At 61.7% G+C, this 25,123-nt stretch carries 25 protein-coding genes; 16 read left to right on the forward strand and 9 right to left on the reverse strand.

What is annotated here, in order from left to right; translation table 11 throughout:
- Nucleotides 1–12: 12 nt before the first annotated feature.
- The 5 genes from KHO23_RS34940 to KHO23_RS02260 all read right to left on the reverse strand — a co-directional run bounded on the left by KHO23_RS34940 (nucleotide 13) and on the right by KHO23_RS02260 (nucleotide 5,938).
- Nucleotides 13–648 carry a hypothetical protein gene (locus KHO23_RS34940; protein ID WP_236066696.1) on the reverse strand — a complete coding sequence of 212 codons (636 nt, stop codon included), beginning with the start codon at nucleotides 646–648 and terminating at the stop codon, nucleotides 13–15.
- Between the two features lie 286 nt (nucleotides 649–934).
- Nucleotides 935–1,375, reverse strand: a complete 441-nt coding sequence (locus KHO23_RS02245) for a hypothetical protein (RefSeq protein WP_211609321.1) — start codon at nucleotides 1,373–1,375, stop codon at nucleotides 935–937.
- On the reverse strand, nucleotides 1,372–3,330 hold the full coding sequence (locus KHO23_RS02250) for an RICIN domain-containing protein (RefSeq protein WP_211609322.1): 1,959 nt from the start codon (nucleotides 3,328–3,330) through the stop codon (nucleotides 1,372–1,374). The genes KHO23_RS02245 and KHO23_RS02250 overlap by 4 nt, the downstream gene beginning before the upstream one ends.
- 25 nt (nucleotides 3,331–3,355) lie before the next feature.
- Nucleotides 3,356–3,889 carry an SCO family protein gene (locus tag KHO23_RS02255; RefSeq protein ID WP_328821938.1) on the reverse strand — a complete coding sequence of 178 codons (534 nt, stop codon included), beginning with the start codon at nucleotides 3,887–3,889 and terminating at the stop codon, nucleotides 3,356–3,358.
- Between the two features lie 411 nt (nucleotides 3,890–4,300).
- Entirely contained in the window at nucleotides 4,301–5,938 is a 1,638-nt protein-coding gene (locus KHO23_RS02260; protein ID WP_211609326.1) for an alpha/beta fold hydrolase, read from the reverse strand.
- Between the two features lie 496 nt (nucleotides 5,939–6,434).
- Here KHO23_RS02260 and KHO23_RS02265 point away from each other — a divergent pair, with 496 nt between their 5' ends.
- Nucleotides 6,435–7,253, forward strand: coding sequence for an FkbM family methyltransferase (locus KHO23_RS02265; RefSeq protein ID WP_236066697.1), 819 nt, complete (start codon nucleotides 6,435–6,437; stop codon nucleotides 7,251–7,253).
- Nucleotides 7,254–7,330: 77 nt separating this feature from the next.
- Here the strand turns inward: KHO23_RS02265 and KHO23_RS02270 are convergent, their stop codons facing one another.
- Complete coding sequence (locus KHO23_RS02270; RefSeq protein ID WP_211609327.1) at nucleotides 7,331–7,735, reverse strand: DUF2471 domain-containing protein; 405 nt, start codon at nucleotides 7,733–7,735, stop codon at nucleotides 7,331–7,333.
- A 38-nt stretch (nucleotides 7,736–7,773) separates the two neighbouring features.
- Entirely contained in the window at nucleotides 7,774–8,196 is a 423-nt protein-coding gene (locus KHO23_RS02275) for a hypothetical protein (protein WP_407946026.1), read from the reverse strand.
- 857 nt (nucleotides 8,197–9,053) lie between these two features.
- Here KHO23_RS02275 and KHO23_RS02280 point away from each other — a divergent pair.
- From KHO23_RS02280 to groL, 4 genes are all read left to right on the forward strand, one after another.
- The gene (locus KHO23_RS02280; protein ID WP_211609329.1) at nucleotides 9,054–9,746 is read left to right on the forward strand and encodes a CBS domain-containing protein; all 693 of its coding nucleotides are present in this window, start codon (nucleotides 9,054–9,056) and stop codon (nucleotides 9,744–9,746) included.
- A 114-nt stretch (nucleotides 9,747–9,860) separates the two neighbouring features.
- Nucleotides 9,861–10,055 carry a hypothetical protein gene (locus KHO23_RS02285; RefSeq protein ID WP_211609330.1) on the forward strand — a complete coding sequence of 65 codons (195 nt, stop codon included), beginning with the start codon at nucleotides 9,861–9,863 and terminating at the stop codon, nucleotides 10,053–10,055.
- A 390-nt stretch (nucleotides 10,056–10,445) separates the two neighbouring features.
- The gene (groES, locus tag KHO23_RS02290) at nucleotides 10,446–10,736 is read left to right on the forward strand and encodes a co-chaperone GroES (protein WP_007178996.1); all 291 of its coding nucleotides are present in this window, start codon (nucleotides 10,446–10,448) and stop codon (nucleotides 10,734–10,736) included.
- 52 nt (nucleotides 10,737–10,788) lie between these two features.
- Nucleotides 10,789–12,429, forward strand: a complete 1,641-nt coding sequence (gene groL / locus KHO23_RS02295) for a chaperonin GroEL (RefSeq protein WP_211609334.1) — start codon at nucleotides 10,789–10,791, stop codon at nucleotides 12,427–12,429.
- Between the two features lie 195 nt (nucleotides 12,430–12,624).
- On the opposite strand, the gene KHO23_RS02300 is transcribed toward groL, so the two are convergent.
- Nucleotides 12,625–13,485 carry a hydroxymethylpyrimidine/phosphomethylpyrimidine kinase gene (locus KHO23_RS02300; RefSeq protein ID WP_120297886.1) on the reverse strand — a complete coding sequence of 287 codons (861 nt, stop codon included), beginning with the start codon at nucleotides 13,483–13,485 and terminating at the stop codon, nucleotides 12,625–12,627.
- 233 nt (nucleotides 13,486–13,718) lie between these two features.
- Here KHO23_RS02300 and KHO23_RS02305 point away from each other — a divergent pair, with 233 nt between their 5' ends.
- The 8 genes from KHO23_RS02305 to KHO23_RS02340 all read left to right on the forward strand — a co-directional run bounded on the left by KHO23_RS02305 (nucleotide 13,719) and on the right by KHO23_RS02340 (nucleotide 20,645).
- Nucleotides 13,719–13,889: a rubredoxin gene (locus KHO23_RS02305; protein WP_006047743.1), complete on the forward strand. Its 171-nt coding sequence runs from the start codon at nucleotides 13,719–13,721 to the stop codon at nucleotides 13,887–13,889.
- 145 nt (nucleotides 13,890–14,034) lie between these two features.
- Nucleotides 14,035–15,483 carry a hypothetical protein gene (locus KHO23_RS02310; RefSeq protein WP_211609336.1) on the forward strand — a complete coding sequence of 483 codons (1,449 nt, stop codon included), beginning with the start codon at nucleotides 14,035–14,037 and terminating at the stop codon, nucleotides 15,481–15,483.
- A 262-nt stretch (nucleotides 15,484–15,745) separates the two neighbouring features.
- Nucleotides 15,746–16,324, forward strand: a complete 579-nt coding sequence (locus KHO23_RS02315) for a YqgE/AlgH family protein (RefSeq protein ID WP_211609337.1) — start codon at nucleotides 15,746–15,748, stop codon at nucleotides 16,322–16,324.
- A gap of 10 nt (nucleotides 16,325–16,334) precedes the next feature.
- Complete coding sequence (gene ruvX / locus KHO23_RS02320) at nucleotides 16,335–16,775, forward strand: Holliday junction resolvase RuvX (protein ID WP_211609347.1); 441 nt, start codon at nucleotides 16,335–16,337, stop codon at nucleotides 16,773–16,775.
- The gene (pyrR, locus tag KHO23_RS02325) at nucleotides 16,762–17,313 is read left to right on the forward strand and encodes a bifunctional pyr operon transcriptional regulator/uracil phosphoribosyltransferase PyrR (protein ID WP_211609352.1); all 552 of its coding nucleotides are present in this window, start codon (nucleotides 16,762–16,764) and stop codon (nucleotides 17,311–17,313) included. Before ruvX ends, pyrR begins: the two co-directional genes overlap by 14 nt.
- Before the next feature lie 57 nt (nucleotides 17,314–17,370).
- Complete coding sequence (locus KHO23_RS02330; protein WP_211609353.1) at nucleotides 17,371–18,396, forward strand: aspartate carbamoyltransferase catalytic subunit; 1,026 nt, start codon at nucleotides 17,371–17,373, stop codon at nucleotides 18,394–18,396.
- Between the two features lie 79 nt (nucleotides 18,397–18,475).
- Nucleotides 18,476–19,756: a dihydroorotase gene (locus tag KHO23_RS02335; protein ID WP_211609354.1), complete on the forward strand. Its 1,281-nt coding sequence runs from the start codon at nucleotides 18,476–18,478 to the stop codon at nucleotides 19,754–19,756.
- Between the two features lie 37 nt (nucleotides 19,757–19,793).
- The gene (locus tag KHO23_RS02340; RefSeq protein WP_211609355.1) at nucleotides 19,794–20,645 is read left to right on the forward strand and encodes a lysophospholipid acyltransferase family protein; all 852 of its coding nucleotides are present in this window, start codon (nucleotides 19,794–19,796) and stop codon (nucleotides 20,643–20,645) included.
- A gap of 9 nt (nucleotides 20,646–20,654) precedes the next feature.
- Here the strand turns inward: KHO23_RS02340 and KHO23_RS02345 are convergent, their stop codons facing one another.
- Nucleotides 20,655–21,545: a symmetrical bis(5'-nucleosyl)-tetraphosphatase gene (locus KHO23_RS02345; RefSeq protein WP_211609356.1), complete on the reverse strand. Its 891-nt coding sequence runs from the start codon at nucleotides 21,543–21,545 to the stop codon at nucleotides 20,655–20,657.
- 202 nt (nucleotides 21,546–21,747) lie between these two features.
- Here KHO23_RS02345 and KHO23_RS02350 point away from each other — a divergent pair, with 202 nt between their 5' ends.
- From KHO23_RS02350 to rfbD, 3 genes are all read left to right on the forward strand, one after another.
- Nucleotides 21,748–22,662 carry a GDP-mannose 4,6-dehydratase gene (locus KHO23_RS02350; protein WP_211609357.1) on the forward strand — a complete coding sequence of 305 codons (915 nt, stop codon included), beginning with the start codon at nucleotides 21,748–21,750 and terminating at the stop codon, nucleotides 22,660–22,662.
- A 468-nt stretch (nucleotides 22,663–23,130) separates the two neighbouring features.
- Nucleotides 23,131–24,183: a dTDP-glucose 4,6-dehydratase gene (rfbB, locus tag KHO23_RS02355; RefSeq protein WP_211609358.1), complete on the forward strand. Its 1,053-nt coding sequence runs from the start codon at nucleotides 23,131–23,133 to the stop codon at nucleotides 24,181–24,183.
- Nucleotides 24,176–25,117: a dTDP-4-dehydrorhamnose reductase gene (gene rfbD / locus KHO23_RS02360; protein ID WP_211609359.1), complete on the forward strand. Its 942-nt coding sequence runs from the start codon at nucleotides 24,176–24,178 to the stop codon at nucleotides 25,115–25,117. The genes rfbB and rfbD overlap by 8 nt, the downstream gene beginning before the upstream one ends.
- The last annotated feature ends 6 nt before the right edge of the window (nucleotides 25,118–25,123 follow it).

Here is a 25,123-nt window from a genome sequence, read left to right on the forward strand (position 1 = left end):
GGGTACAGGGGTTTACTGTGAGACGACGTAACCCCGCGCTTGCATGCACGCACCATACGCGGCCCAATACCGGGTCATGGGCGGCTCAGGCGCGGGCAATGGCGGCAGCTTCACGTTGGACCCTGCTGTCGTTTGCGACGCGCCGCTTGCCGCCGTCTCCAATGCACCGTTATCCGCGATCGCCGCCGAACCCGCTGACGCGGACGCCGCTGCGGTTGTTGCTGCCGCCGATGCCGATGCCGCTGTCGTTGCGGAGGGTGCTGTCGTTGCCGAGGGTGCGCTTGCTGCCTTCATCGCCGCTGGGTTGTTTGCCGTGGTCACAGCGGTCCCGCTTGCGGCGGGCGCGGATGCAGCAGCAGGCATGCTCGCGCCAAACGGTATTGCCGAAAAGGTGCTGGAAGGCAGGGGTGGCCGCGACGGTGCGCCGGTCGATGTCCCTTTGGTTACCGCAGGCTGGCGCGGCGGAAGCTGCGATTCGTGGGCGATGTTGACCTTGGTCTCTCTGTTCGCCGTGGCATAGCACATCGCAGTGTCGATGCTGCGCTGATAAGCGCTTTGACTTCGGATCGGATAGGTGAGCGGCTGCCATGCGAAGGCAGCACTGCTAATCACCCATGCCGTCAATGCTATATATGTTTTGAATTCCATCGCAGTTGCTCCCGCAGCGATGTTTCGCCGTTCGCCGGCAATGGCGCTTCGCGGTATGTTCTCGTGATTGCTGATTTTGCCGCTGAACGGCGGCTCACTGCCGCGAAGGCTCCTCTCTTGAGCGTAACACCGCGCATTGTCTTCGGAACGAATCGGATAGCGCGTGAAACCGCCATCCTGCAGTCGAATCAAGACAGACCGAGCTGAACGCGCGCGAAACTGTGCATAGGGTCAGGGGAAATACCTGGATTTTTGCCCGTTCTTGAAAATTGCTGCTCACAGGTCCTCAATGGTTCGTGACGAAACGCCAGAGCGCTGCGCACTCGGCGTCGGAAATCTGATAGTGGGGCATGGACTTGCGCAGCACCACGCTTGCCGGATCGACACCGTCCTTGAGCGCACGACAGAAGGTCGTTGGGTCATAGCGGCTGGGCGGGCCCCCTCGACGGCTTTTTGCATCAAGCAGATTGCCGGCAGTCAAGGGTGGTGCGAAGGTGGCCGCCGGGTCCGCTTGAGTGTGGCAGTTGACGCATCGCGTGGTCCAGGTGGGCAACGGACGATCGTCGTCGCGCAGGTGTGCTGGGATCGCATGCTGCCCGTTGAAGATCGCGCACCCCAGGTCGGCGGGTTCGCACAGCTCGGCAGCATGGATCAGCCGCACCGCGATGAGCAGTGCGAGGCCGATCGATGCGCGTGCCGCCGAGCGTTGAGACGGCGATGCGATCATGGGATCAGCAGCGTGCGCGAAACGCTCGGCACACCGTTCGCGTTCAGGGCGAAGAGCATGTAGTACCCAGGAATCACAACGCCGGGATCAGAGGGAATGGTCAACAGATATTCCCCGCCCGTGCCCACCGTGAAACTCACCGGTATGCGCCGCTGCTCATTGTTGATCGAATGCGTCGCGGACGACAGGCGCATCAGCGCGAACGCTTTGATCCCGGTACTGGCGGTCACGGCGATCGAGGTGCCGGGTTGCGCCTGAGCCGGCGCCGAAGAAAGGGTTGGCCGTGATGCCGCGGACCCATTTGCATTGAGCAGATACGGCGGCGTCAGTATTTCGACGTTCGGATGATTAGTCGAGCAACTGCCGCACAGTCCGCCACCGCCGCTCAGCACGCGCCCATCCGGCAACAGCAACGCAATGCTGTGATAAACGCGCGGCACGGCCTGGGCGACCAGCGGCGAGAAGGTTTGCTTTGTCGGGTCCCACAACTCCGGCGTCAGCACCGCGGTATCGTCCGAGAAAGGTTGCGCGAAAGTTTGCCCGCCCACCACGACGACTTGTCCGTTCGGCAGCACGACGCTGTTGTTAAAAGCACGCTGATAGCTCATCGAGTGGAGGGTCGTGGTGACCGCCGTGCCGCTGCTGATATCGATGAGCGTGGCGTCCGAAGTAGCGGGGGATGAATCGTAGCTTGGCGCACCGCCCACGGCGAGAATTTTGCCGATGTCGTACATGACGGCGTTGCCATTCATCGCGTCGCTGTCGCTGCCTCGATTTCCGGCCTGGGTCACGCTGCCGCCGCCCGCCGTATCGAACCAGTGCATGGCCTGGCTCGGCCCCGCGTGGAAGACGCGTCCATTGGACAACGCGAACAACCATGCGTGGTTGTCGGCGCGGAAGATGCCGCCCGCGTCATTGGTGAGGATATAGTCGTCGAGTATCGCGCTATTCACCTGCCAGCCCGAACCGGAGGTCCAGGTTTCGCCGGTCTTGCCTCCGAGGGGTCCATTCCACGAGCCTCCCACCAGGAACACACTACCATTGCTCAACGTGACGCTGCCCTGGTAGGCGCGCGGAATATTCATCGGGTCGCCGGAAGTCCAGGCGTGGGTTGAAGACGAGTAGAGACTGGTCTTGTCGCTGCTAGATCCGCCAGTCACATACACGCGGCCGTCCGGGAGATTGACGATACCCGGACAAAACATATCGTGGCCGGTATTGGTGACCAGGGTCTGTTTACTGGTTCCGGTCGCAGGATCGAAGATCGCCGTGTACGTCTTGCCCGGCGTGACCTCCCCGGGCGTGAAATTCAACTGGCTATCGGCCGACCAGACCAGGACGGTCCCGTCGGGCAGATTGGCTGCCGCCACCGGGATGAGTGGCAGCTTGATCGGTGCGGTCCACTTCGATGGCAGCGCCGCCAGCGGCAGGCCGTTGACCTGCCAGGTCTGCAAAGCGCTTCCGTTGCATACCTGCTGCAGGATCTGTGGACCCGGCGTGGTCTGGCTCGCGGCTGCGAGACACATGCCGCTGTTCCCCGCGACGATCGCGTAGCCACTACCCTGAGGCTTCAGCGTGAAGCGTTGGTTCGTGCCGCCGTTGCAGGTCCACTGGATGATGGGCGCGCCGGCGCTCTTGCTCGCACCCGACACGTCCATGCACAGATTGCTGTTCTGGTTGATTAACTTGTATTGGCTTCCTGAAGCTGACGGCAGCCAGTTCTGATTGGCGCCGCCGTTGCACGTCCAGGCAAGGACCGAGGCGCCTGGCGATAGCGATTGCGAATCGACGTCCACACACAAGCTCGATCCGCTCAGGCCGATCGGCGACGAGGTTTGCGCTTCGGCGGGTCCTGACAGGGTGGTAAAGGCCGACGTCAATGCGATCAGGAACAGGGTTTTCGCACACCTGTGGAGTGATCGCGAGACGATCCTTGCGGAAAGAATGTGTGCCATGGCTTTGGTCTCCTGTGGCATCGGACTACACGCGCCCCAGCGCATTGAGCACATCGCAGATTTCGTCTGCACGCGGAAGGTCGGCACTACGCCAGCGCAACATGGCATTCGCGTCGAAGCAGTAGATTTGTGTTGAATGACTGGCGATGTCCCCGAGGGGCAACGAACTGCCCGACAGCGCTGTGCGTATCCGGTCGACATCGCCCAATGCCGGCGTGGCCGCATTCCAGCCCGGGCCGGCCTGAAAGCGCATGAGCCATTCGTGTAAGGCGGATGGCGAATCGGAAAGCGGATCGATTCCGATCGATAGCAGTTGAATCGGATGACGAGCATGAATGTCTGGCATCCGTTCCTGAACCGCGCTGAAGAGCGCGCCCTGCAGAGGACATACCGAACTGCACCCGGTGTAGATCGTCTGCAGCGCGGTCACGTGCTGACCTAGCAGGTCATTGAGCCGATGCTTCCTGCCGGTCTGGTCGATTAACCAGGCATCGTCGAGTCGAACCGGTGGGCTGACAACCCCCATCCCTGCATGTTGTGCGTATAGGCGGGATGACATCGCGACCATCGTGGCCGATGCCAGGCCACGCAGCAATGCGCGTCGAGTGAATTTTCGAATAGACGTGTACTCGGTAGGAATTGGGCCCGTGTTCATTTATTTTTGATCTTGCGCTGGCAGTGGTCTCTGCGAATGTCTGATGAACGGGGCGCTTTGCTAACCACGCGCTCTCAAGAATGTTTCCTGTACGACAGTCAGTGGGCAACGCGGGTGAGCGCGGCTTTCGGGAACTCACTTAAAGAAGATAGCCGATGGGCGCGATAGAGAGTCCGTGAATTGCTGGCGTTTGTGCGTCCGGTCACACACCTGACTTGTTGATGTGGCGGGCGCCGGCCGGCAAGGCGTTTTTGAATTCTTCGCCTGTGGTTTTCGCACGTTAGCTGATTCAACGGACAAGACGTCACGCCCGCTTTATTCAGGCGCGAATGCTTGCCTGAAGAATGTCTCGCACAAGGCGGCAACCCGCTGCCGTGCCGCAGGATTCAACACTTCATGGTCCATGTTCGGGATGACCATTGCGCTCGCGTGCGCCAACTTATTGAGCCGCCGTCCACCCCGGCCGAAGTGCATGCGCAGTTCGTCCAACCCGTGATCCAGCGGGCTGAATAGCAGCCGGACACGGACACCTCGCGCATCGAGATCCATCATTCGCCGCCGGGCGCGCGCACCTTTATTCACCGCACCGTGGTCCGCATCACCGGTCCACGACGTAGCGGTACTCACGACAGCGTCAATGGCATAGCGGGACAGCGTTCGCAACACAGGCCGCAGGCTGACTTCGCCGCGCAGAACCTGGGACCATTTTTGCGCGCGAAACATCGCTCGAAAATGGGCGCGCGTCGAGCCCGCACCGATAGTCGCGGCATCGCACATCCTGAAGCCGACCGGGAAGTCGAATCCCTGGAGATTGACCAGCAATAGCGCCGCTACGGCAGGATTCTTTGTGGCTGCGTGAAGCCCCAGATAGGCACCGGAGCAGATGCCGAACACGGCGACACGCGGATGCCCTCTTTCGACGGCCCAGTCGACCGCCAGCGATGTATCCGCGGCGAGCTGGTCGTAGCTGAGCAAGGACGGGTTCGCGACCATCCGGGCACCGCGGCTGTCGCCGATACCGTGCGCATCAACGCGCAGGGATGCGATGCCGGCGTGTGCCAGCGAGCGGGCGAGTTCGACGTTAAACCGGCCGTCGCCGACATGATGCGTCGCGGCGGTGTTGGCGATGACGACAAGCGGCGAGCGTACCGAACGGTCTTCCGGTTCGCATAGCATGGCGAACAGGCGTCCGTCGGCAAGCTCGACCGGCGTCTCGACAATGCCGTGCAAACTGACTGAGTGCAGGGAAGGGGCAGAGGGCGCCACCATGTCGAATGCGGCGGGTGGAAACGGCGCGGGTGATCGCGCCACTTCGCGGACGAACCATGTCTCGATGGCGCTCAGGGTCGCCTGGGGCAGTACGGCCAGCCACGAGGGCTGCATGGCCTCGGTGTATTCGGGAAACGGAAGCGAATCGACCTGTGCACCGAGCGTGCTGTACAGGTTCGCCAGCTCGTAACTGGGCCCCTGATTGCCGGCGTGAACGATCAACAACCGGCTCGCCGGCGGCGATGTCACCCGGCGCAGATCACGTTTCATGATGACGTCGATCGACGCGCGGCTGAAGCGATGCCCGAGTACGTCGAATGCGTCGGCCGGTGCTGAATCGCTGCGCACGTGGTCAATCGTCTTGTCCAGCCACGTTCGCTGCAGGACATTCATTTCGCGCACGAACAGCCGCCCGACAACAACCGGCGCGATAAGCGCAATGGTATCGACGCGTGCCGCGCGCGCGGCCTGCGCGGCAACCATCGCGCCGAAACGAAATCCGACAAGCGTCACGCGCTCCACGCCGGTTGTTCGCCGCAGGTAACCCACGGCCTCGATGGCTTCGTCCACCCATTTGTTCGGTTCGACGAGCGCGCCGGTGTCGACGGAGTCGCCGGTGCCGGCATAGTCGAATCTCAGTACCGCGAACCCCTGGCCTGCGAGGCGGTCGGCGAGCGACCGCATGGTTTGATGCAACCACAAGGCCTCATGCCCGAGCGGTCCGCAGAGCACGATGCCTAATTTCCCATTTTCGCCAGACCGGGGCACTGGCTCGTAAAGCCAACCGAAATGTCCGCCGAAATCGACTGGATGCATTTTGAAGTCCACTTTATTTGTCTCTCTATCCTTGCGGCGATTCATTGCATTTGCCGCGGGGGGCTTTTCCAATGCCTTGGCCGTACGATGATTTTTAGACTTGGAGTTTGGCGCTATTACGCGATATCACGATGGTAGTTGTCGGTGCGCTTGCGCACGTAGCCGGCCGAGGTGGAGGTGAAGGCCTTCAATCACGACCTTCGGACGGATATGAGGTCCAATGCGCCATTCGTCGACATTCGCTGTACTTCGGGTGAGGCCCAGAATATTTTGTTTCTGGTTGAAATTTGGCGTTGCGGATTCGTCTGGGTGTTCCGTGCGTGGCGCCTTTCCCTGCAGCACGATCTGAAGAAGGAGAACGGACTTGCACGATCTCTTGAAGGTTACGCTTAAATCCGTGATGCCCCCCGCGCTGCTGCGAGCGCTTCGACCGAAACGGCGACCTTCTGACGTCTGGGGCGGAGCAAGGTATGGTCTGAGTGGACTGCGCCTGCCGGGAGGCAGGCGTTTTATTTATCGGCCTTCGACAGCGGACCGCATGGTCTGCGAGCAGATCTTTTTTAAGCGGGACTATGCGACAGATCATTTGACCCGTGGGAAGGAGATCGGTGACTTCTACGAGACCTGTCCCGATCCCATCATCGTCGATGCGGGCGCCAATATGGGCGCCGCTGCGGTCTGGTTCGCGCTCACGTACCCCAAAGCCAGGGTTCTGGCCGTTGAGCCGGACGCCGCGAATTACGGGTTGCTCACGCGTAACGCGGCTTCGTTTCCCTCCGTCGTGCCGCTGAATGCGGCTATTGCGGCACATAGCGGGACGCTTTATCTGAATGATCCAGGCGTTGGCGCCTGGGGCTATCGCACGGCGGCGCAGCCCGATGAACGGTCCAATGCGGTTGAAGCCATGACGCTCGAGCAGGTGTTGGCGAAATCGAGCGGAACGCCGTTCATCCTCAAAATTGACATCGAGGGCGCCGAGTCGGACCTGTTTTCACGTCACGCAGCGGAATTGGACCGGTTTCCCCTGGTTATTATTGAGTTGCATGACTGGATGCTGCCTGGGGAATCAACCAGCCTTAATTTCTTGAAATGGCACGTCGAAATGAAACGGGACTTCGTCAATTACGGCGAAAACATTTTTTCGATTTCTAATGCGATGAATGACGGGGCGGCGCGTAGCTGAGCTGCCGGGATTCATTTAACTTTGAATTCTCTGGGGCGCATCCAAAACTACAACGACCAACGGCCGATATCGGCACATTAGTCTTGAGTGGCCAGGTCGGTAGCGTCGGCCTGTACCAGTGCACGCACGAGCAGGTACACGGCTGGCAAGTCGTCGTCATCACGTCGCCAGTCGACGGGTTCGTCGAGATCCATCGCAGACAAACGACTGTCCTCAAACCGGACAAACGTCGAACGTACTGTCTCGTTGTGCCGCGCGCGGAAGCCCCGATTCTCAAAGACCTGTTCGTCGATTGTCAGCAGCGTGCGCCAGGTCGGCAATCGCGCGCCGCTTGAGTAACGGTGACGGCCATTGGCGAGGTGGCGACCTGCGACCGTGGCAATGATCTGCTGGAGATCGAGCGACGCGCTGCGGAGTGCGCGTTCGAGGGCGACAGGATTGATGTCGTGGACATCCCTATCAAGAGCAGAATCGTCAATCATATTGTTATCTTCCTGAGGACTCGCGGCCACTCGCAGCATCAAAGTTGATGCTTCAACAACGCCTGGTTTCGCTGTGCCAGCAACTGACGGATCTGGGCAAGATAGTTATCACCGACCGTGCAGTCTTCAACAGGCCGGCTTTGCTGATGAGGCGTTGGTGGACGCACGCCGAGATAGCGGCACACAGCGGACACGTACGGTTTGCCGTTGCCTCCCAGATGTCGCGCAGCGGCAGCCACGCGCACGTCTCCGACATGCTTGCGCAACCACGCAAGCGTTTCGCGATCACCGTCGTTCAAGATACGGATGAGCTGGTTCATGACCGATCCTGTATATAAAAACAGTACTGTGAATTTATACAGTATTTGACCAGGATGCAAGTCAATTCGCAGAATGTTGGATCCGGCGGCAAGAGCGTGCAGATGGGGATCAAACTCGTGGTGCAATCGGTCGTCGAGCACACAGAGGCGGCTGAGGCACTTCTGCCCGATCACAGGGCGCGAGATCAGCGTCTATAAAGGGTCCGGCCGGCATTTCGCAATGACCGCTTCCGAGCACAGCGAACAGGCGCTGTCGACACGACGGGCACTGGCACTGCAGTCGAAGGAATATTTGAAGTGCAGGCTCAGACGTACAGTCAGCCACCACCTTGGCGCCGCCCGCAAGCCGACTTAATAGCGCTCTCCACGAAGCAACGGCTGGGTTTTCTACGGAACCGGAGTCAGAATTCGGCTCGCTTTTGTCGGATACTTTTCTAGAGGCGACCTATGATCACTTTCGCGACGCAATCTTAATGCGCGGCTGACTCACAAAGTCGCCCATGCGCTGGCTTTCGTGAGGCTCATCGTCACGCGTCTGCCGAGACCCGTCGGCAAATGGATCGTGGGTGGAGCAATTCACTATCACAACGTCGGTCGCTGTCGCGACTGTGTTGCCTCGATCGAATCAGCGCCGATATTGCCTGCCTTCCCGAATAGACGGCCGTGCTGGTGGCCTTTCGTCCTTTTATCGCTGCCTGCGCAAACGGCGAGCCAGACATACGCAGGGCATCGTCGGCGTGCTGTCGCTCGACGACGTAATCGACGAACTCGGCTGCGACAGGGCGCTGCTCGCGAGCAGCGGCCACTTCCATCAGAACCGCGAGAGTCCGGACAGCGTGCAGTTATCGCCGCATGCGCGACAGTGGCGCGAGCGGCCGTTTGTTAGGTACTGGATTCAGGCGCCTCAGCACCGCGCGGCCCGCCGCCGGTGCGTCTGCCGAAATCGTGCGACGGATGCAACAGATGGGGACCCGTCGCGACACGCTGAGGGAGCGACCATGCGCGCACTCGACATCATGACGCCGTCCGTCGTCACCGCCACACCGGACATGACGATCCACGACGCGGCAAGGTTGTTCGTCGATAATCGTATCAGCGGCATGCCGGTCGTCGACGCGAACGGAAAGGTCGTCGGCATCGTCAGCCAGGGCGACCTGCTGCATCGCGTGGAGACCGACACCTGCCGCGGAAAGCGCTCGTGGTGGCTCGAACTCCTGTCGTCGTCGCCCCGCGAGCAGGCCGCGAGGTATGTGAAGGAGCACGGACATGTCGTCGGCGACGTGATGTGCGACCAGGTGATTTCGATTCCCGAGGACATGCCGCTCCAGCAGATCGCGGACCTCATGGAGCGCCGGCATCTCAAACGCGTGCCGGTGCTGAAGGACGGCAAGCTGGTCGGAATCGTGAGCCGCTCGAACCTGATCCGCGCACTCGCGAGCGTCGCGCTGGCCGTGGACTCGGCTTCGCACGACGATGTGAGCCTGCGCAACGCGATAGTCCTGGAAATGCACGGGCAGCGCTGGGCGTTGCCGAAACAAGGCGTGCTCGTCAAGGACGGCGTCGCGCATCTATGGGGCGTGATCGAGTCCGAGGAGGAAAAGCGCGCGATCCGCATCGCGGCCGAGGGCGTGGCCGGCGTCAAGCGTGTGGAGAGTCACTTGGTGTTCCCGAGCGTGATGCCGTCGCTATAGTCCGCACGCGGTCGCAAGACGCGTGCAGGTCGATTCGCACGAGGTGAGCGATGACGGCAATCGTGATCGCTCACATTCAATCCGGCGGTCGAAGTGTTGCCTGGCGTCGAGCGGGTGATCGACATGCGCAAGCCGCGGTGCAGGCCGGCGCTCAAGCATCTCGGCGGAGAGGCGTCGGCATTGTTGCGCGTCGGCTTGTTGATGAACGAGCTGAACTGGCTGGTCAGGTTGCTGACGCTAGACGCAGATAGCGCTAGCATGACGGCCGCTGCCCGCATCATGTTTTTCGAATTTCCAGAGCATGACTGAGGAATGTGATCGGCCTCGGGGGGTTTACCCTGAAATGAACGTTGGCCGCGAAGTTTTCGCGACCAGGCGCAGTCAGAAAAGGTCCGGGTTCGTACTGCACGCGCGATACTGCAGGACAGCGATTTCGACCTTAAGTCGTTGTTTTTTCTGGAAAGTGTGCGCCGCCGCCGCGCACGGATGTGGGCCGCGAGTTCAGGCTTAAGTGAACAAAGTTCAAAGTTAAGCGAATCTCGACATCTCGACATCAATCCCCACATCCCTTCTTGAATTTGTCACCACCCGTCCATATAATTAGCACTCGCTGCACGAGAGTGCTAACAACATCGCCGGTTGGCTTAGCCAACCGGGTTTTCTCAGCGTTCTTCAGTCTCAATCAAGAGAGGAGTATGTATGAACCTTCGTCCTTTGCATGATCGCGTGATCGTCAAACGTCTGGATCAAGAAACCAAGACTGCGTCGGGCATCGTGATCCCCGAAGCCGCAGCAGAAAAGCCGGATCAAGGCGAAATTCTGGCAGTTGGCCCGGGCAAGCGTGACGACAAGGGTGCACAAATCGCACTCGACGTGAAGGTTGGTGACCGCGTCCTGTTCGGCAAGTACGCAGGCCAGACCGTCAAGGTCGACGGCAACGAACTGCTCGTGATGCGTGAAGAAGACATCATGGCCGTGGTGCAGAAGTAAGCGCTGGTCGCTACTTCCCCGGTTATATCTAAAGAATTCAAGGAGTTAGAAGATGGCAGCTAAAGACGTCGTATTCGGTGATTCCGCCCGTGCCAAGATGGTTGAAGGCGTGAACATCCTCGCGAACGCTGTGAAGGTCACGCTGGGCCCGAAGGGTCGCAACGTTGTCCTGGAACGCAGCTTCGGCGGCCCGACGGTCACGAAGGATGGTGTTTCGGTCGCGAAAGAGATCGAACTGAAAGACAAGCTCCAGAACATGGGCGCACAAATGGTCAAGGAAGTTGCTTCCAAGACCAGCGACAACGCAGGTGACGGCACCACGACCGCTACGGTTCTGGCTCAGTCGATCGTCCGCGAAGGCATGAAGTACGTTGCATCGGGCATGAACCCGATGGACCTGAAGCGCGGTATCGACAAGGCTGTGACGGCCGCTATCGAAGAACTGCGCAAGATCAGCAAGCCGTGCACGACGAACAAGGAAATCGCTCAAGTTGGCGCGATTTCGGCAAACAGCGATTCGTCGATCGGCGACCGTATTGCTGAAGCGATGGACAAGGTCGGCAAGGAAGGCGTCATCACGGTTGAAGACGGCAAGTCGCTGCAAGACGAGCTGGACGTGGTTGAAGGCATGCAATTCGACCGCGGCTACCTGTCGCCGTACTTCATCAACAACCCGGACAAGCAAGTTGCTGTGCTCGAAAACCCGTTCGTGCTGCTGCACGACAAGAAGGTTTCGAACATCCGTGATCTGCTGCCGGTACTGGAGCAAGTCGCTAAGGCTGGCCGTCCGCTGCTGATCATCGCAGAAGACGTCGAAGGCGAAGCACTGGCAACGCTGGTTGTGAACAACATCCGCGGCATCCTGAAGACTGTTGCTGTCAAGGCTCCGGGCTTCGGCGATCGTCGTAAGGCCATGCTGGAAGACATCGCGATCCTGACCGGCGGTCAAGTTATCGCTGAAGAAACCGGCCTGACGCTCGAAAAGGCAACGCTGGCTGAACTGGGCCAGGCGAAGCGTATCGAAGTGGGCAAGGAAAACACGACGATCATCGACGGCGCTGGCGAAGCAGCAACGATCGAAGCGCGCGTGAAGCAAGTGCGCACGCAGATCGAAGAAGCAACGTCGGACTACGACCGTGAAAAGCTGCAAGAGCGCGTTGCCAAGCTGGCAGGCGGCGTTGCAGTGATCAAGGTTGGCGCTGCGACCGAAGTCGAAATGAAGGAAAAGAAGGCACGTGTCGAAGACGCACTGCACGCAACGCGCGCAGCTGTGGAAGAAGGCATCGTGGCTGGCGGCGGCGTTGCACTGATCCGTGCACGTACGGCGATCACGAACCTGAAGGGCGCTAACGCCGATCAGGACGCAGGTATCAAGATCGTGCTGCGCGCGATGGAAGAGCCGCTGCGTCAGATCGTCACGAACGGTGGCGAAGAAGCCAGCGTCGTGGTGGCAGCTGTTGCGGCTGGTACGGGCAACTACGGCTACAACGCAGCAACCGGCGAGTACGTCGACCTGGTTGAAGCCGGTGTCGTGGACCCGACGAAGGTGACGCGCACGGCGCTGCAAAACGCAGCTTCGGTCGCTGGCCTGCTGTTGACGACCGACGCAGCTGTTTGCGAACTGCCGAAGGAAGATGCTCCGATGGGCGGCGGTATGCCCGGCGGCATGGGCGGCATGGGCATGGACATGTAATTTCGGTTGGGCCTCGCTCATTAGAGGCCCAGTTCGAAACACATGGGGAAGTGCGCCGCGAGGCGTGCTTCCCAAAAGAAAAAACCCGCAGAAATGCGGGTTTTTTTTAGGCGCTGCTTGGCCGGGGCAAAAGTCAAAGCAGAAGTGCTTGCTGGGCGCCTGCCGCTTATACAGCAGACGCTTCGCCTCGAATACTCAATGCCGCGCCTCGCCCGGCGCCGCGTCCTTGCCGGCTGCGGGCGGCGTGTCGTCGTCGCTGCTGCGGGCCCAGAAGAAGCGGTCCGGCATATAGACACCCATTCCCGGCCGGAATGCGTTGCGCACCGCCTGATACAAATACTCTTGCGCCTCGCGCACGGCTTCCGCGGGTTCCTGGCCATTGGCCAGCAAGGCGGCAATCGCGGAACCGAGCGTATCGGTAATGCCCATGATCCGATGGCTGCCGCGATCCCACATATCCTGACGCAGTTGGCCGTCTTCGCTGAACAGCGTATTGACGAGCCGGTGTGTGCCGGTTTCCGTCGACAGAATGTATTCGCAGCCTTGTGACAGCAGATGCGAGATGGCTGCGTCGAGACTCGGCGCTTCGGCGTCGCCGTCCGGCTGGGCGAGGGCGAGCAGCGTGGCCGAATCGGCGACTAGCAAGGTGGTTTGCGGCGCCAGTAGGTCGGCGATTGCTTCGCGCAGTTCGTCGGCGGCGAGCACGTGTTCGTCGTCGAGCGTGAAATCGGGGGCGAGGATCAGCGGGATGTCGTCGTAATCGGCGACCACCTCGGCAATCGCGCTCACCACTTCCGCGCGCGTGCACGCGCCGACCTTGAACGCGGCAATCGGCATGTCTTCGAGCAGCATCCGGGCCTGGGTCGCGACCACTTCAGGGTCGAGCCCGGTGACTTCGTCGCAGCTCGCCGAATCGCGCACGGTATAGCCGGTGAGCACGGAGACGCCATGGCAACCCATGCTGGCAAGGGTCATCAGGTCGGCTTGCAGTCCGGAGCCACCGGTGGGATCGGAAAGGCCGAAGGTGAGGACGATCGGAGGCGTATCGCTGGGCATGAAAATTTGCAAAAGGGGCTGTATTTAGGCGCAGAGGATGCGCAATTGGCTCAATTATGCGGCCTAAACTGTTGTGAAGGCGTTTTTTCGCATTCTTCGGCAAACCGGCGCAGCTCGCGTAGCCAAAGGCCGCTGCACGCTAGGATTGCGCGTTTCTGATTGCTAGGCATTGGGGCGGCAACACGGTACCATCATGGCTCCCGTTTCCACGGACTCTACGACGCGACACAAGAATGGAATATCAAAGCTGGATGTGCCTGATTTGCGGCTGGATTTACGACGAAGAAGCCGGTCTGCCGGACGAAGGCATTGCGCCGGGCACCCGCTGGGAGGACGTTCCCATCAACTGGACCTGCCCGGAATGCGGCGCGCGCAAAGAAGACTTCGAGATGGTCCAGATCTGAGTCCCAACGCGTCGACGCGGAACGTCCCCGGTTGCGCCGTGTCGCAACGGTAGTCTGTCATTGTCCTGTCGCCAGTTCGCGCGTAAGCCGATCAGTCTCTCGCGCGGCATTGAGCGGCGGCCCGTCAGCTTCCTGTCGCCTGCCCATGACTCTTCGATCCGCTGCACCTGATTCCTTCGATGCATTGCCCAATCCGCGTGGCGGCGCTGTCCGTTCCGCGGAACTGGCGCTGGCCGAGGCGTTGCTGGCGTTCGAACAACACAGCGAGAGCACCTCGGCGCTGCTGCGTGCGTCGCACGCATTGCGCGAGGCCGGCTGGCTGAGCGCGCAGCGTTTCGCGGACGCGCTGGTGCGGCTTTCGCCGTTGGCCGACGAGGGTGACTCGACTCACCTGACTCATCCTACTCACCAGGTTAGCCCGGTCGAAACGAACAGCGCGCGGCCCGCGTTCGGCGTGGCGTTGCGCGATTTCCGCGCGGCACTCGAGCGTCACAATCTGCATGAGCTGTCCTGCTCGCCCACCCTGTTCAACCACTACCGCGTGCTCTGCACCCATCTGTCGGAGCACACGCCCGGTTCGACCGTCGCTTTCGAAGACCTCGCGCTGTGCGCTCGCCCAGTGCCGCCGGTGTCGCTGCATGCCCAGTCCGCGGACCAGTTGGCCCATTTGCGCGCGCGCTATGAGCGCGCGCTGCTGCCCGTGTTGCGTTCACAACCCGATAACAGTGGCGCCGCGTTGGCGTTCACGAACGCGGCGCTCGACGAACTGGACGCCGTCCTGACCGAACTCACCGGCCCGGACCCCTACGATTTCTGGCGCCTTGCCAAGGCCTGCGCCAAGGCGCTGCGCGTCAGCGGCCGCGCCACCGGAGAAGCCGATGCGCGGCGTTTCTATGCGCGCTGCAACCTCGCGCTCGCCGATCACGCGCGCGGCATCGAGCGCGCGCCGCGCTCCCTGGTGCGTGCGACGCTGGCGCTGCTGTGGCGCGATTACGCGTTGTTCGGCGCCGCGGCGGAAGATGCCGACCAGGTCGAAGTGCTGCACGACTATGGCTTGACGGTCGATTGGCACGTCGCGGGCACCCAGGCATCCGAAATGCTTTGGGAAGCCGGCGCAGTGCAGGCCCAGGCGATCAGCGCGACCCGCAGCACGCTGATGCGTGAGCTGGGCGTGTTGACCGTCAACGCGCATGCTTATGAAGATTTCCTGCAAACCGCGGATGCCTCGATTTCGGCGCTGACCGAGCACGCCCGCGCGGCCGATCAGCCCGAGAAAGCCGATCCGAGCGAAGCGCTGCAGGCAGGCGACGCCGCCTACCGGCTCGGCGCCGCCGCATGCGCGCTGGGCTTGGGCCACGTGGCGCTGGTGGCCGACGCGCTCGGGCTTGCGTGGCGCCGCCGCGCGCACGCCGGCGTGTCGACGCCGGCGGTGCGCTCCCATGTCGTCGTCGGTGCGCCGGCGGCAAGCACGCTCGAGCAGGCTGCCGAAGCGTTGCGCGCCATGCTGCACAAAGTCGCGGCGGGCGTCGCACCGGCAGGCAGCAGCGCCGCGCTGGCTGCGTTGACGCGCGCGATCGAGCAGGGCGGCGCCTGAACGGCTGCGCAATCAGCATCCGCAGCATGTTCTGCGCGCCGGCAGGCATCCTCAGCCGGCCGCGGCGAGGAGCAAGGCCGAACCCGGAGGCACGCGATATGCGTGCCGAAAACACCGCTAACCGCGCCATGGACAAGGCCGGCGTGCGTGATAGAGTGCAACTTGATTCGCCGTCGATGGCTCGCGGCGCATTGCATCGCGCACGTCGCGGTTCCGCGCTCAAAGCCCGCCATCCTGCATCGTCTTTGCTAAAATCCGAACTATGTCCAAGAGTACCGATCGCATCAATCTGACCAACCAGTTCCTGATCGCCATGCCGAGCATGGCGGATCCTACGTTTTCAGGAACGGTGGTCTACCTTTGCGATCACAGTGAGCGCGGTGCGCTCGGCCTCGTGATCAACCGGCCGACCGACATCGATCTGGAAGCGCTCTTCAGTCGCATCGATCTCAAGCTCGAGATCGAGCCCCTTCTCCATGTGCCCGTGTATTTCGGCGGCCCGGTGCAAACCGAGCGTGGCTTTGTGCTGCACGATCCGAAAGACGGCAATACCTATACGTCGTCCATGTCGGTGCCGGGCGGGCTCGAGATGACCACCTCGAAAGACGTGCTCGAAGCCGTCGCGAGCGGCACCGGTCCGGAGCGCTTCCTGCTCACGCTCGGCCATGCCGGCTGGGGCGCGGGCCAGCTCGAAGAAGAGATTTCGAAGAATGGCTGGCTCACGGTTGAAGCCGACCCGAAAATCGTTTTCGACGTGCCCGCCGAAGAGCGCCTGGAAGCCGCGCTCGCGTTGCTCGGTATTTCGCTGTCAATGCTGTCGGGCGAAGCAGGTCACGCATGAAAGGTGACGCATGAGTCCTCCGGCCGGACGTGAGGCGACGCTGCTTGCGTTCGACTATGGTGAAAAGCGGATCGGCGTGGCAGTGGGCAACTCGCTCACCCGCAGTGCACGGGCGCTTGTGATCGTACAGAACCGCAGCCGCGAATATCGATTCGAGGCGATCGGCAAGCTGATCGCTGAGTGGAAGCCGGACGCGCTGGTGGTTGGCTTGCCCATGCACCCGGACGGCACGCCGCACGAAATGACTCAACTCGCGAAGCGCTTCGGCAATCAGCTGAACGGCCGCTTCAATCTGCCTGTGACGTGGGTCGACGAGCGCTATTCCTCGGTCGAGGCGAAGGCGGAAATCCGGGCCGGCAACGGCCGCGCCGACATGCTCGACGCCGAAGCCGCCAGCATCATCCTCCAGCAATATCTAGACGGACTTTCCGACGATCATGAGTTCCATTGACGCCGAAGCGCTTTACAGCGCTCTGCTCGAACAGATTCGTGCCGCTTATGGCGACACGCTCGGCGCCGGGCAAGACAGTGCGGAAGGCGCCGTGCTGGCCGGTATCTACAGCGGCGGCGCGTGGCTCGCCGAACGCCTCGCGCGCGACCTGCACGTGCCGAGCTTCGGCGTGGTGAATGTCGCGCTGCATCGTGACGACTACGCGAAAAAAGGCCTGCACTCGCAGGCGAGCCCGACCTCGCTGCCGTTTTCAGTGGACAAGCGCCGCATCGTGCTGGTGGACGACGTGCTCTACACCGGCCGCACGATTCGCGCGGCGTTGAACGAGCTGTACGACTACGGCCGGCCGGCGTCGGTCGAACTGGCGGTGCTGGCCGATCGCGGCGGTCGCGAACTGCCGGTGGCGGCGCGGTTCGTCGGCGGCGTGGTTCAAGTGCCCGCCGAGGCGACGCTCGTGCTGACTCGCGAAGAGGGCAGTGCCGGCGGTGTCGGCAACAATCAGCGTTTCACCTTTCACACCGAAGACCGCGTCGATTGAACGTGGCTTTGCGCATTGAGCCGTATTTAGCCGCATTGAGCAATAAGCAGGTACATCATGAACACCGCCACCCAGGCCCCCCAGAATTCAGCCGATAGCGCCACCGAGCGCTTCCGTTATGGCTTCCTGAAGGGCAATCCGCAGCTCACGAAAAACGGCGAGCTCAAACATCTGTTGTCGATCGAGGGTTTGCCGAAGGCGATCGTCAATCAGATTCTCGATACCGCCGACCAGTTCGTCAGCGTGACCGATCGCGAAGTCAAGAAGGTGCCGCTGTTACGCGGGAAGTCGGTGTTCAACCTGTTCTTCGAGAACTCGACGCGCACCCGCACCACCTTCGAGATCGCCGCCACGCGTTTGTCGGCGGACGTGCTGAATCTGAACATCAACGCTTCGTCGACGAGCAAGGGTGAGTCGCTGCTCGACACGATCAACAACCTCTCGGCGATGCATGCCGATATGTTTGTCGTGCGTCATGCATCGAGCGGCGCGCCGTACCTGATTGCCCAGCATTGTGCGCCGCATGTGCACGTGATCAATGCCGGCGACGGCCGCCACGCACACCCGACCCAGGGTCTGCTCGACATGTACACGATCCGCCACTACAAGAAGGATTTCACGAATCTGCGCGTGGCGATTGTCGGCGACATTCTGCATTCGCGGGTCGCGCGTTCGGACATTCACGCGCTGACTACGCTCGGCGTGCCGGAAGTGCGCGCAATCGGTCCGCGTACGCTGTTGCCGGGCGGTCTGGAGCAGATGGGCGTGCGCGTGTTCCACAACCTCGACGAAGGTCTGAAAGACGTCGACGTGATCATCATGCTGCGTCTGCAAAATGAGCGGATGAGCGGCGCGCTGCTGCCTTCGGCGCAGGAGTATTTCAAGAGCTGGGGTTTGACGCCGGAGCGCCTCGCGCTCGCCAAACCCGATGCGATCGTGATGCACCCGGGTCCGATGAACCGCGGCGTCGAAATCGATTCGCAGGTAGCCGACGGTCCGCAATCGGTGATTCTGAATCAGGTCACGTTCGGTATCGCGGTGCGCATGGCGGTGATGGGAATCGTCGCCGGCAATCACGATTGATCTCGCCACGGCACGTACCAACACGCGCGACACGTCACGCAAAACTTAGCTGAACGCTTGGCAAAAATTAAGGCAGCGCATGAAGATTCACATTCAAGGCGGCACGCTGATCGATCCGGCAGCGGGCACCGAACAGCAGCAGGACATTTTTATCGCAGCGGGCAAGATCGTCGCCATCGGCAACGCGCCTGCTGATTTCAACGCAGCGAAGATGATCGACGCTAAAGGCCTGCATATCGTGCCGGGCCTGGTCGATCTGTCCGCGCGCTTGCGCGAACCAGGCTACGAACACAAGGCGACGCTCGAATCCGAAATGGCCGCGGCGCTCGCGGGCGGCGTGACGAGTCTCGTGTGTCCGCCTGATACCGATCCGACGCTCGATGAACCGGGCCTCGTCGAGATGCTCAAGTTCCGCGCGCGCAATCTGAACCAGGCGCATGTGTATCCGCTCGGCGCGTTGACCGTCGGTCTGAAAGGCCAGGTCATCACCGAGATGGTCGAGTTGACCGAAGCGGGTTGCATCGGCTTTTCGCAGGCCGACGTGCCGGTGGTCGACACGCAGGTATTGATGCGCGCGTTGCAGTACGCGAAGACCTACGGCTACACCGTGTGGCTGCGTCCGGTCGACGCGTATCTCGGCCGCGGCGGCGTGGCCGCGAGCGGCGCGCTGGCGTCCCGCCTTGGGCTATCGGGCGTGCCGGCGTCGGCTGAGACGATCGCGCTGCACACGATCTTCGAACTGGTCCGCGTGACGGGTGCGCGGGTGCATCTGTCGCATGTGTCCTCGGCGGCGGGCATTGAGTTGATGCGGGCGGCCAAGGCTGAAGGCTTGCCGGTGTCGTGCGACGTCACCGTGAACCATGTGCATCTGATCGACCTCGACATCGGCTACTTTGACGCGCAATTCCGGCTCGATCCGCCGTTGCGCCAGCAGCGCGATCGCGAAGCGATACGCGCGGGCCTCGTCGACGGCACGATCGACGCGATCTGCTCCGACCACACGCCGGTCGACGACGACGAAAAACTCCTGCCGTTCGGTGAGGCAACGCCAGGTGCGACAGGTCTTGAGTTGTTCCTCTCGCTGACGGTCAAATGGGCCGACGAAGCAGGCGTGCCGTTGGCAAAGGCGCTGAACCGCATCACCACGGCGCCGGCCGACGTGTTGACGCTTGAGGCGGCGGGCCGCATCGCCGTGGGGGCTGTTGCCGATCTCTGCGTGTTCGACCGCCACGCGTATTGGCGCGTCGAGCCGCGTGCCTTGAAGAGCCAGGGGCACAACACACCATTCCTCGGCTACGAATTGCCGGCGCGCGTACGGGCCACGATCGTGTCCGGTCACGTCGCGTTCGAACAGCGCTAATATCCGCGGCATCGCCCAGTTACGGAAAGCTCCGACAATGAAGCTCGCGTTACGCAAGGCCCGTCTCATCGCGCATCTGCTGCACGGCATGTGGATTGTCGCGACGCGCTTTTCCAAGGCCGGTGCGGAGGGGCGGCAGACGCTCAACCGCGAATGGTCGCTGAAAATGCTGCGTCTGTGCGGCATGCAGCTCGTCGTGCATAACGACAGTGCGCGGCTCGACCGCGGCGCGCTGGTGGTCGCCAATCACATCTCGTGGATCGACATCTACGTGATCAATGCGTGGCGGCCCACGCCGTTCGTCTCGAAGGCCGAGATCCGGCAGTGGCCGGTGGTTGGCTGGCTGGCGCAGCAACTGGGCACGGTGTTCATCCAGCGCGAGAAGCGCAGCGATGCGAAGCGGATCATGCACGAACTGGCCGACCGCCTGAGCGCGGGTGAGCTGATGTGCGTGTTTCCTGAAGGGACGACGTCAAACGGTCTGACGCTGCTGCCGTTTCACGCGAATATGTTCCAGGCTGCGGTGTCAGCCTCAGTGCCGGTGCAGCCGCTGTGCATCATGTATGAAGATGCACAGGGCCGGCAATCCACCGCGCCCGCGTATATCGACGATCTGACGCTGGCTGATTCGTTGAATATGTTGCTGCGCGGCGGGCCGTTGACCGCGCACGTGTACGTCGGCGGGCCGCTCGCGCCTGGCGCGGATCGGCGCACGCTGGCGGCCGAGGCGGAAGGGGTGATTGCTGCGGCGTTGCGGGAGATGCAGGGCGGCATGACGAGATCTGGTGCTGCGATCGCGGTGTCGATAGCATCGCCCAATGCCTCCGACGCCGCCAACAACTCGCCGGCGCTGATCGAACCAGTCGATCAATCCAGCCGGTCGGCATAGCGGGGCAGCTTAGTTGCCGCCGTTTGGCACGCCACAAGCTTCGCAGTCGACCTGGGTCAGCGTGCGCTCCGCGGGATTTTGCGCCAGACGCACGGCGGACAGTTTCTCGCCCCATACGCAGCCGGAATCCAGGCCGATCAGGTTGTCGCGCAAGGTCAAACCGAGTGCTGCCCAATGGCCGAACACCACCGTGACGTCCGCGGTCTTGCGCGACGGCACGTCGAACCACGGCATGCTGCCCGGCGGCGCGGAATTCAGGCCGCCGCTGGTGCTGAAATCCATCTCGCCTTCGGCATTGCAGAAGCGGATGCGCGTCAACGCGCTGCACGTCAGGCGCAGCCGCTCGATGCCCTTGATGCTGGGCGTCCAACGGTTCGGCTCGTTGCCGTAGAGTCCCGCGAGCGTTTCCTTCCAGTTCGGCGCGCGCAACGCCCGCTGCAATTCGTCGGCGAGTTCCATCGTCAGGGCGGCGTCCCACTGCGGCAGTACGCCCGCGTGCACCATCAGCATGCCGTTGTCGAAATGGGCGAGCGGACGGTGGCGAACCCATTCGAGCAGGTCGGCGGCATCCGGCGCGGCGAGAATGTCCTCGATCGTGTCGCCTTTCTTCGATTTGCGAATTCCCGCCGACACCGACAGCAAATGCAGGTCGTGGTTACCCAGCACCGGCACCGCACGGTCTCCCAGCGCGATGATGTCGCGCAGCGTGGCGAGCGATTCGGACCCGCGGTTGATCAGGTCGCCCGCGAACCACAGCGGCGTGCCTTCGGGCGGCGCGGCCTTGGCCAGCAACTGCTGGAACGGCGTGCGGCAGCCTTGCAGGTCGCCGAAAGCGAGCGGTAGCAGATGTGCCTGCGTGAGGGCAGAAGAAGTGGGGGCGGAAGCGGTGGAGGATGTCATCGAGGAGTCGGTGCAGATCGATACACGCGGTTACGAACTAGGCGTGCCGTGTTGGGCGGTGCAGCAAGTTAGCGTGACATAATAGCCCGTTTGATGCGTAGATATCGTGGCATGCGCCGTCAGAAGCCGTGGGTACCCGGCCCGGCAGGCGGCGCGCGCGATATTGCAACACAACAGGATGACCCTCGTGAACGGAGAAAGCATGTCGTCTTTTCATGCGAAGCAACCTATCCGCACGCTCGTCACCGGGGCGAGCGGCTTCACTGGCCGCTATCTGGTCGACAATCTGCTCGGCCGCGGCCATACCGTGATCGAAACGGTGGGCGGGCGCGACGAGCCTGAAACGCCGACGCGGCTGCGGCTCGACATTACGTCGCCCGACGCATGCCGGCGCGTGATCGAAGCGGTGCGGCCCGACTACATCGTGCATCTGGCGGCGATCAGCTTTGTGGGCCATAACGATCCGCTCGACTTTTACCGCGTCAACGTGATTGGCACGCTGAATCTGCTGGAGGCCTGTGCGGCCGTCGGCCATACGCCTCGCAAGCTGCTGATCGCCAGCAGCGCGAATGTTTACGGCAATGTCACGAGCGACGCCATCGACGAAACCTTTCCGGTCACGCCGGTGAACCACTATGCCGCCAGCAAGGCGGCGATGGAAACCATGGTGCGGACCTGGTTCGACCGGCTGCCGATTCTGATCGTGCGGCCGTTCAATTACACCGGCCGCGGGCAGGCTTCGAATTTCCTGGTGCCGAAGATCGTCGAGCATTTTGCGCGGCGTGAGCCGGCTATTGAGCTCGGCAATATCGACGTAGCGCGCGATTTTTCGGACGTGCGGTATGTGGCGAGAGCTTATGAGGCTTTGCTTGAGTCGGAGGCCGCTGCCTCGGAGACGGTTAATGTCTGTACCGGCACGCCTTATACGCTGCGGGAGATTCTCTCGGCCGCGAGCGATCTGACCGGGCATGAACTCGAAGTCCGGATCAATCCCGCTTTCGTGCGACAAACCGACGTGAAGATGCTGGCAGGGTCGCCGGCCAAGCTGCGCTCGCTGGTGCCGAAGGTCGAGGCGATTCCGTTCATGGATACGTTGCGGTGGATGTTGGCGGCGTAAGCTCGTGTCTGTTGAAATCGTGTGCGAACATGCTGCATTTGACGATAAAAATTACGAAATTATTTCAGTCTGTTTGCGGCGGTCGGTGATCAACGAATGAGTCTCAGGTAAATGTTGCCTTAAAGCGCGCTGGCAGTTGCATATTTTGCCGGTCGTGCTGGCAAATTGCCGATGGGGCGAGCTTCGTGCTTTAACGCAAACTTTTGCTTCCCACTCGATGTATCAAGTTGTATACGAGCGTTGTTTTGGGGGCTGGGTGTCATATAATCTCCGCTCCCCAAGCGTCAAAAACCGCCCCGCTGTGGTGTGTTTTGGCTCGATTGCTGAAAAACACATCCGCCCCCGGTCTATGTCGGGTTGAGCGCGGATCCGCAAAAAAGAGCGTCGGCTGCTGCTGCGAGCGGCAGCGACAAAGGGGCGGGGCGCGCTGCTTATACTGCGGCGCACGAATACACCTTAAGGATTTGTATGATTCTCGTAACGGGCGGCGCCGGCTTCATCGGCGCGAATTTCGTGCTGGATTGGCTGAGTGTATGCAACGAACCTGTGCTCAACGTGGACAAGCTCACGTACGCGGGCAATCTGGCTACGCTCAAGTCCCTTCAAGGGAGCGAGAAGCATATATTTGCCCGGGTCGATATCTGCGATCGCGCCGCACTCGACTCGTTGCTGGCTGAACACAAACCGCGTGCCGTCGTGCACTTCGCAGCGGAGAGTCATGTAGATCGGTCGATCGACGGCCCGGCTGACTTTGTGCAGACAAATGTCGTTGGCACCTTTACGCTGCTCGAAGCAGTTCGGGCTTACTGGGGGGCGTTGCCAGTTGCCGAGAAATCGGCGTTCCGCATGCTGGCTGTTTCGACCGACGAAGTATTCGGATCGCTCGGGCCTCAAGATCCGCAGTTTTCCGAAACAACGCCTTACGCGCCCAATAGCCCGTATTCGGCAACCAAGGCAGCGTCCGATCACCTCGTTCGGGCTTACCACCATACGTACGGTCTGCCCACGCTGACTACAAACTGCTCGAACAACTACGGTCCATATCACTTCCCGGAAAAACTGATTCCGTTGATGATTACCAACGCGCTCGCGGGCAAAACGTTGCCGATCTATGGCGACGGGCAGAACGTGCGCGATTGGTTGTATGTGACCGATCACTGCTCGGCGATTCGTCAAGTGCTCGAGCGCGGTACGCCCGGTGAAACGTACAACGTGGGGGGCTGGAACGAGAAGACGAATCTCGAGGTCGTCCACACGCTGTGCGATCTGCTCGACGAACTCAAGCCTAAGGCTGAAGGCTCTTATCGTGACCAGATGACCTTTATCAAGGATCGCCCTGGTCACGATCGCCGCTATGCGATCGATGCGCGCAAGCTTGAGCGCGAACTTGGCTGGCGCCCTGCCGAGACGTTCGAGACCGGTCTCAAGAAGACGGTGCAGTGGTATTTGGATAACCAGCCGTGGGTGAACGACGTCACGTCGGGTGAGTACCGCAAATGGGTAGGCCAGCACTATGCGTGACCTTGAGTCGCGGCCTGATGGCGAGACTGGCGCGATTCTCGTAGTTGGCGCCCATGGGCAACTGGGGGTGGAATTGTGCCGGAGCCTATCGCTGGTCGGTCGTCTCGTTGCTGTTGGGCGCGACACCTGCGACCTGGCATCCGCGGAACAGATCGTGGCAACGGTGCGTTCCGTCAAGCCGCAAGTCATCGTCAACGCCGGTGGTTACACCGCCGTCGATGCGGCGGAAACGTCGCCTGAGCTCGCGCACGCCGTCAATGCGGCGGCGCCGGGGCTGCTGGCGGCCGAGGCCAAGGCGCTCGGCGGCTTGATGGTTCACTACTCGACAGATTACGTATTCGACGGAGCCAAGGCGAGCCCGTACCTGGAAGACGACGCGACTGCGCCGTTGTCCGTGTATGGCCGTTCGAAGCTCGACGGCGAGATTGCGGTACAGAATGTGGACGCGGCGCACTGGATTTTCCGGACTAGCTGGGTCTTCGGCTTGCAGGGCGGCAACTTCCTCAAGTCGATTGCACGTGCCGCGCGTAGCCGCACGTCGTTGTCCGTGGTCGCAGACCAGGTAGGCGCGCCGACGCCCGTATCGCTGCTGGCGGATGTGACGGCGCTCGCTGTGCACCGGTATCTGAACGGCGCTTCGCCCATGCCAAGCGGCGTGTACCACCTTACCGCTCAGGGTGAAACCAACTGGCACGGGTACGCGCGCCATATTGTCGAAACGCTCGCCGCTGCCGGCGTTCCGCTAGCGGTCAAGCCGGAAGACATTCTGCCGATCGCAGCCGCCGAGTATGGCAGCGCGGCCGCGCGTCCCGCCAATTCGCGGCTGGATACGTCGAAACTGCGCGCGGCCTTGAATATCGACCTCCCCGATTGGCGCGAAGGCGTGGATCGCGTGCTTGCCGAGTTTGTCGAGGGACGCCGGTTGCTCGGCTGATTGTGC

Origin of the sequence: Paraburkholderia haematera, from assembly GCF_905220975.1 — a bacterium.
In the GTDB taxonomy this organism is placed as follows: domain Bacteria; phylum Pseudomonadota; class Gammaproteobacteria; order Burkholderiales; family Burkholderiaceae; genus Paraburkholderia; species Paraburkholderia haematera.

Coding starts and splice junctions, on each gene's coding strand:
- KHO23_RS34940 (WP_236066696.1), bottom strand. CDS start 648: ATGGAATTCAAAACATATATAGCATTGACGGCATGGGTGATTAGCAGT.
- KHO23_RS02245 (WP_211609321.1), bottom strand. CDS start 1,375: ATGATCGCATCGCCGTCTCAACGCTCGGCGGCACGCGCATCGATCGGC.
- KHO23_RS02250 (WP_211609322.1), bottom strand. CDS start 3,330: ATGGCACACATTCTTTCCGCAAGGATCGTCTCGCGATCACTCCACAGG.
- KHO23_RS02255 (WP_328821938.1), bottom strand. CDS start 3,889: ATGTCATCCCGCCTATACGCACAACATGCAGGGATGGGGGTTGTCAGC.
- KHO23_RS02260 (WP_211609326.1), bottom strand. CDS start 5,938: ATGCGGTCGCTCGCCGACCGCCTCGCAGGCCAGGGGTTCGCGGTACTG.
- KHO23_RS02270 (WP_211609327.1), bottom strand. CDS start 7,735: ATGATTGACGATTCTGCTCTTGATAGGGATGTCCACGACATCAATCCT.
- KHO23_RS02280 (WP_211609329.1), top strand. CDS start 9,054: ATGCGCGCACTCGACATCATGACGCCGTCCGTCGTCACCGCCACACCG.
- groES (WP_007178996.1), top strand. CDS start 10,446: ATGAACCTTCGTCCTTTGCATGATCGCGTGATCGTCAAACGTCTGGAT.
- groL (WP_211609334.1), top strand. CDS start 10,789: ATGGCAGCTAAAGACGTCGTATTCGGTGATTCCGCCCGTGCCAAGATG.
- KHO23_RS02300 (WP_120297886.1), bottom strand. CDS start 13,485: ATGCCCAGCGATACGCCTCCGATCGTCCTCACCTTCGGCCTTTCCGAT.
- KHO23_RS02305 (WP_006047743.1), top strand. CDS start 13,719: ATGGAATATCAAAGCTGGATGTGCCTGATTTGCGGCTGGATTTACGAC.
- KHO23_RS02310 (WP_211609336.1), top strand. CDS start 14,035: ATGACTCTTCGATCCGCTGCACCTGATTCCTTCGATGCATTGCCCAAT.
- KHO23_RS02315 (WP_211609337.1), top strand. CDS start 15,746: ATGTCCAAGAGTACCGATCGCATCAATCTGACCAACCAGTTCCTGATC.
- ruvX (WP_211609347.1), top strand. CDS start 16,335: ATGAGTCCTCCGGCCGGACGTGAGGCGACGCTGCTTGCGTTCGACTAT.
- pyrR (WP_211609352.1), top strand. CDS start 16,762: ATGAGTTCCATTGACGCCGAAGCGCTTTACAGCGCTCTGCTCGAACAG.
- KHO23_RS02330 (WP_211609353.1), top strand. CDS start 17,371: ATGAACACCGCCACCCAGGCCCCCCAGAATTCAGCCGATAGCGCCACC.
- KHO23_RS02335 (WP_211609354.1), top strand. CDS start 18,476: ATGAAGATTCACATTCAAGGCGGCACGCTGATCGATCCGGCAGCGGGC.
- KHO23_RS02340 (WP_211609355.1), top strand. CDS start 19,794: ATGAAGCTCGCGTTACGCAAGGCCCGTCTCATCGCGCATCTGCTGCAC.
- KHO23_RS02345 (WP_211609356.1), bottom strand. CDS start 21,545: ATGACATCCTCCACCGCTTCCGCCCCCACTTCTTCTGCCCTCACGCAG.
- KHO23_RS02350 (WP_211609357.1), top strand. CDS start 21,748: ATGTCGTCTTTTCATGCGAAGCAACCTATCCGCACGCTCGTCACCGGG.
- rfbB (WP_211609358.1), top strand. CDS start 23,131: ATGATTCTCGTAACGGGCGGCGCCGGCTTCATCGGCGCGAATTTCGTG.
- rfbD (WP_211609359.1), top strand. CDS start 24,176: ATGCGTGACCTTGAGTCGCGGCCTGATGGCGAGACTGGCGCGATTCTC.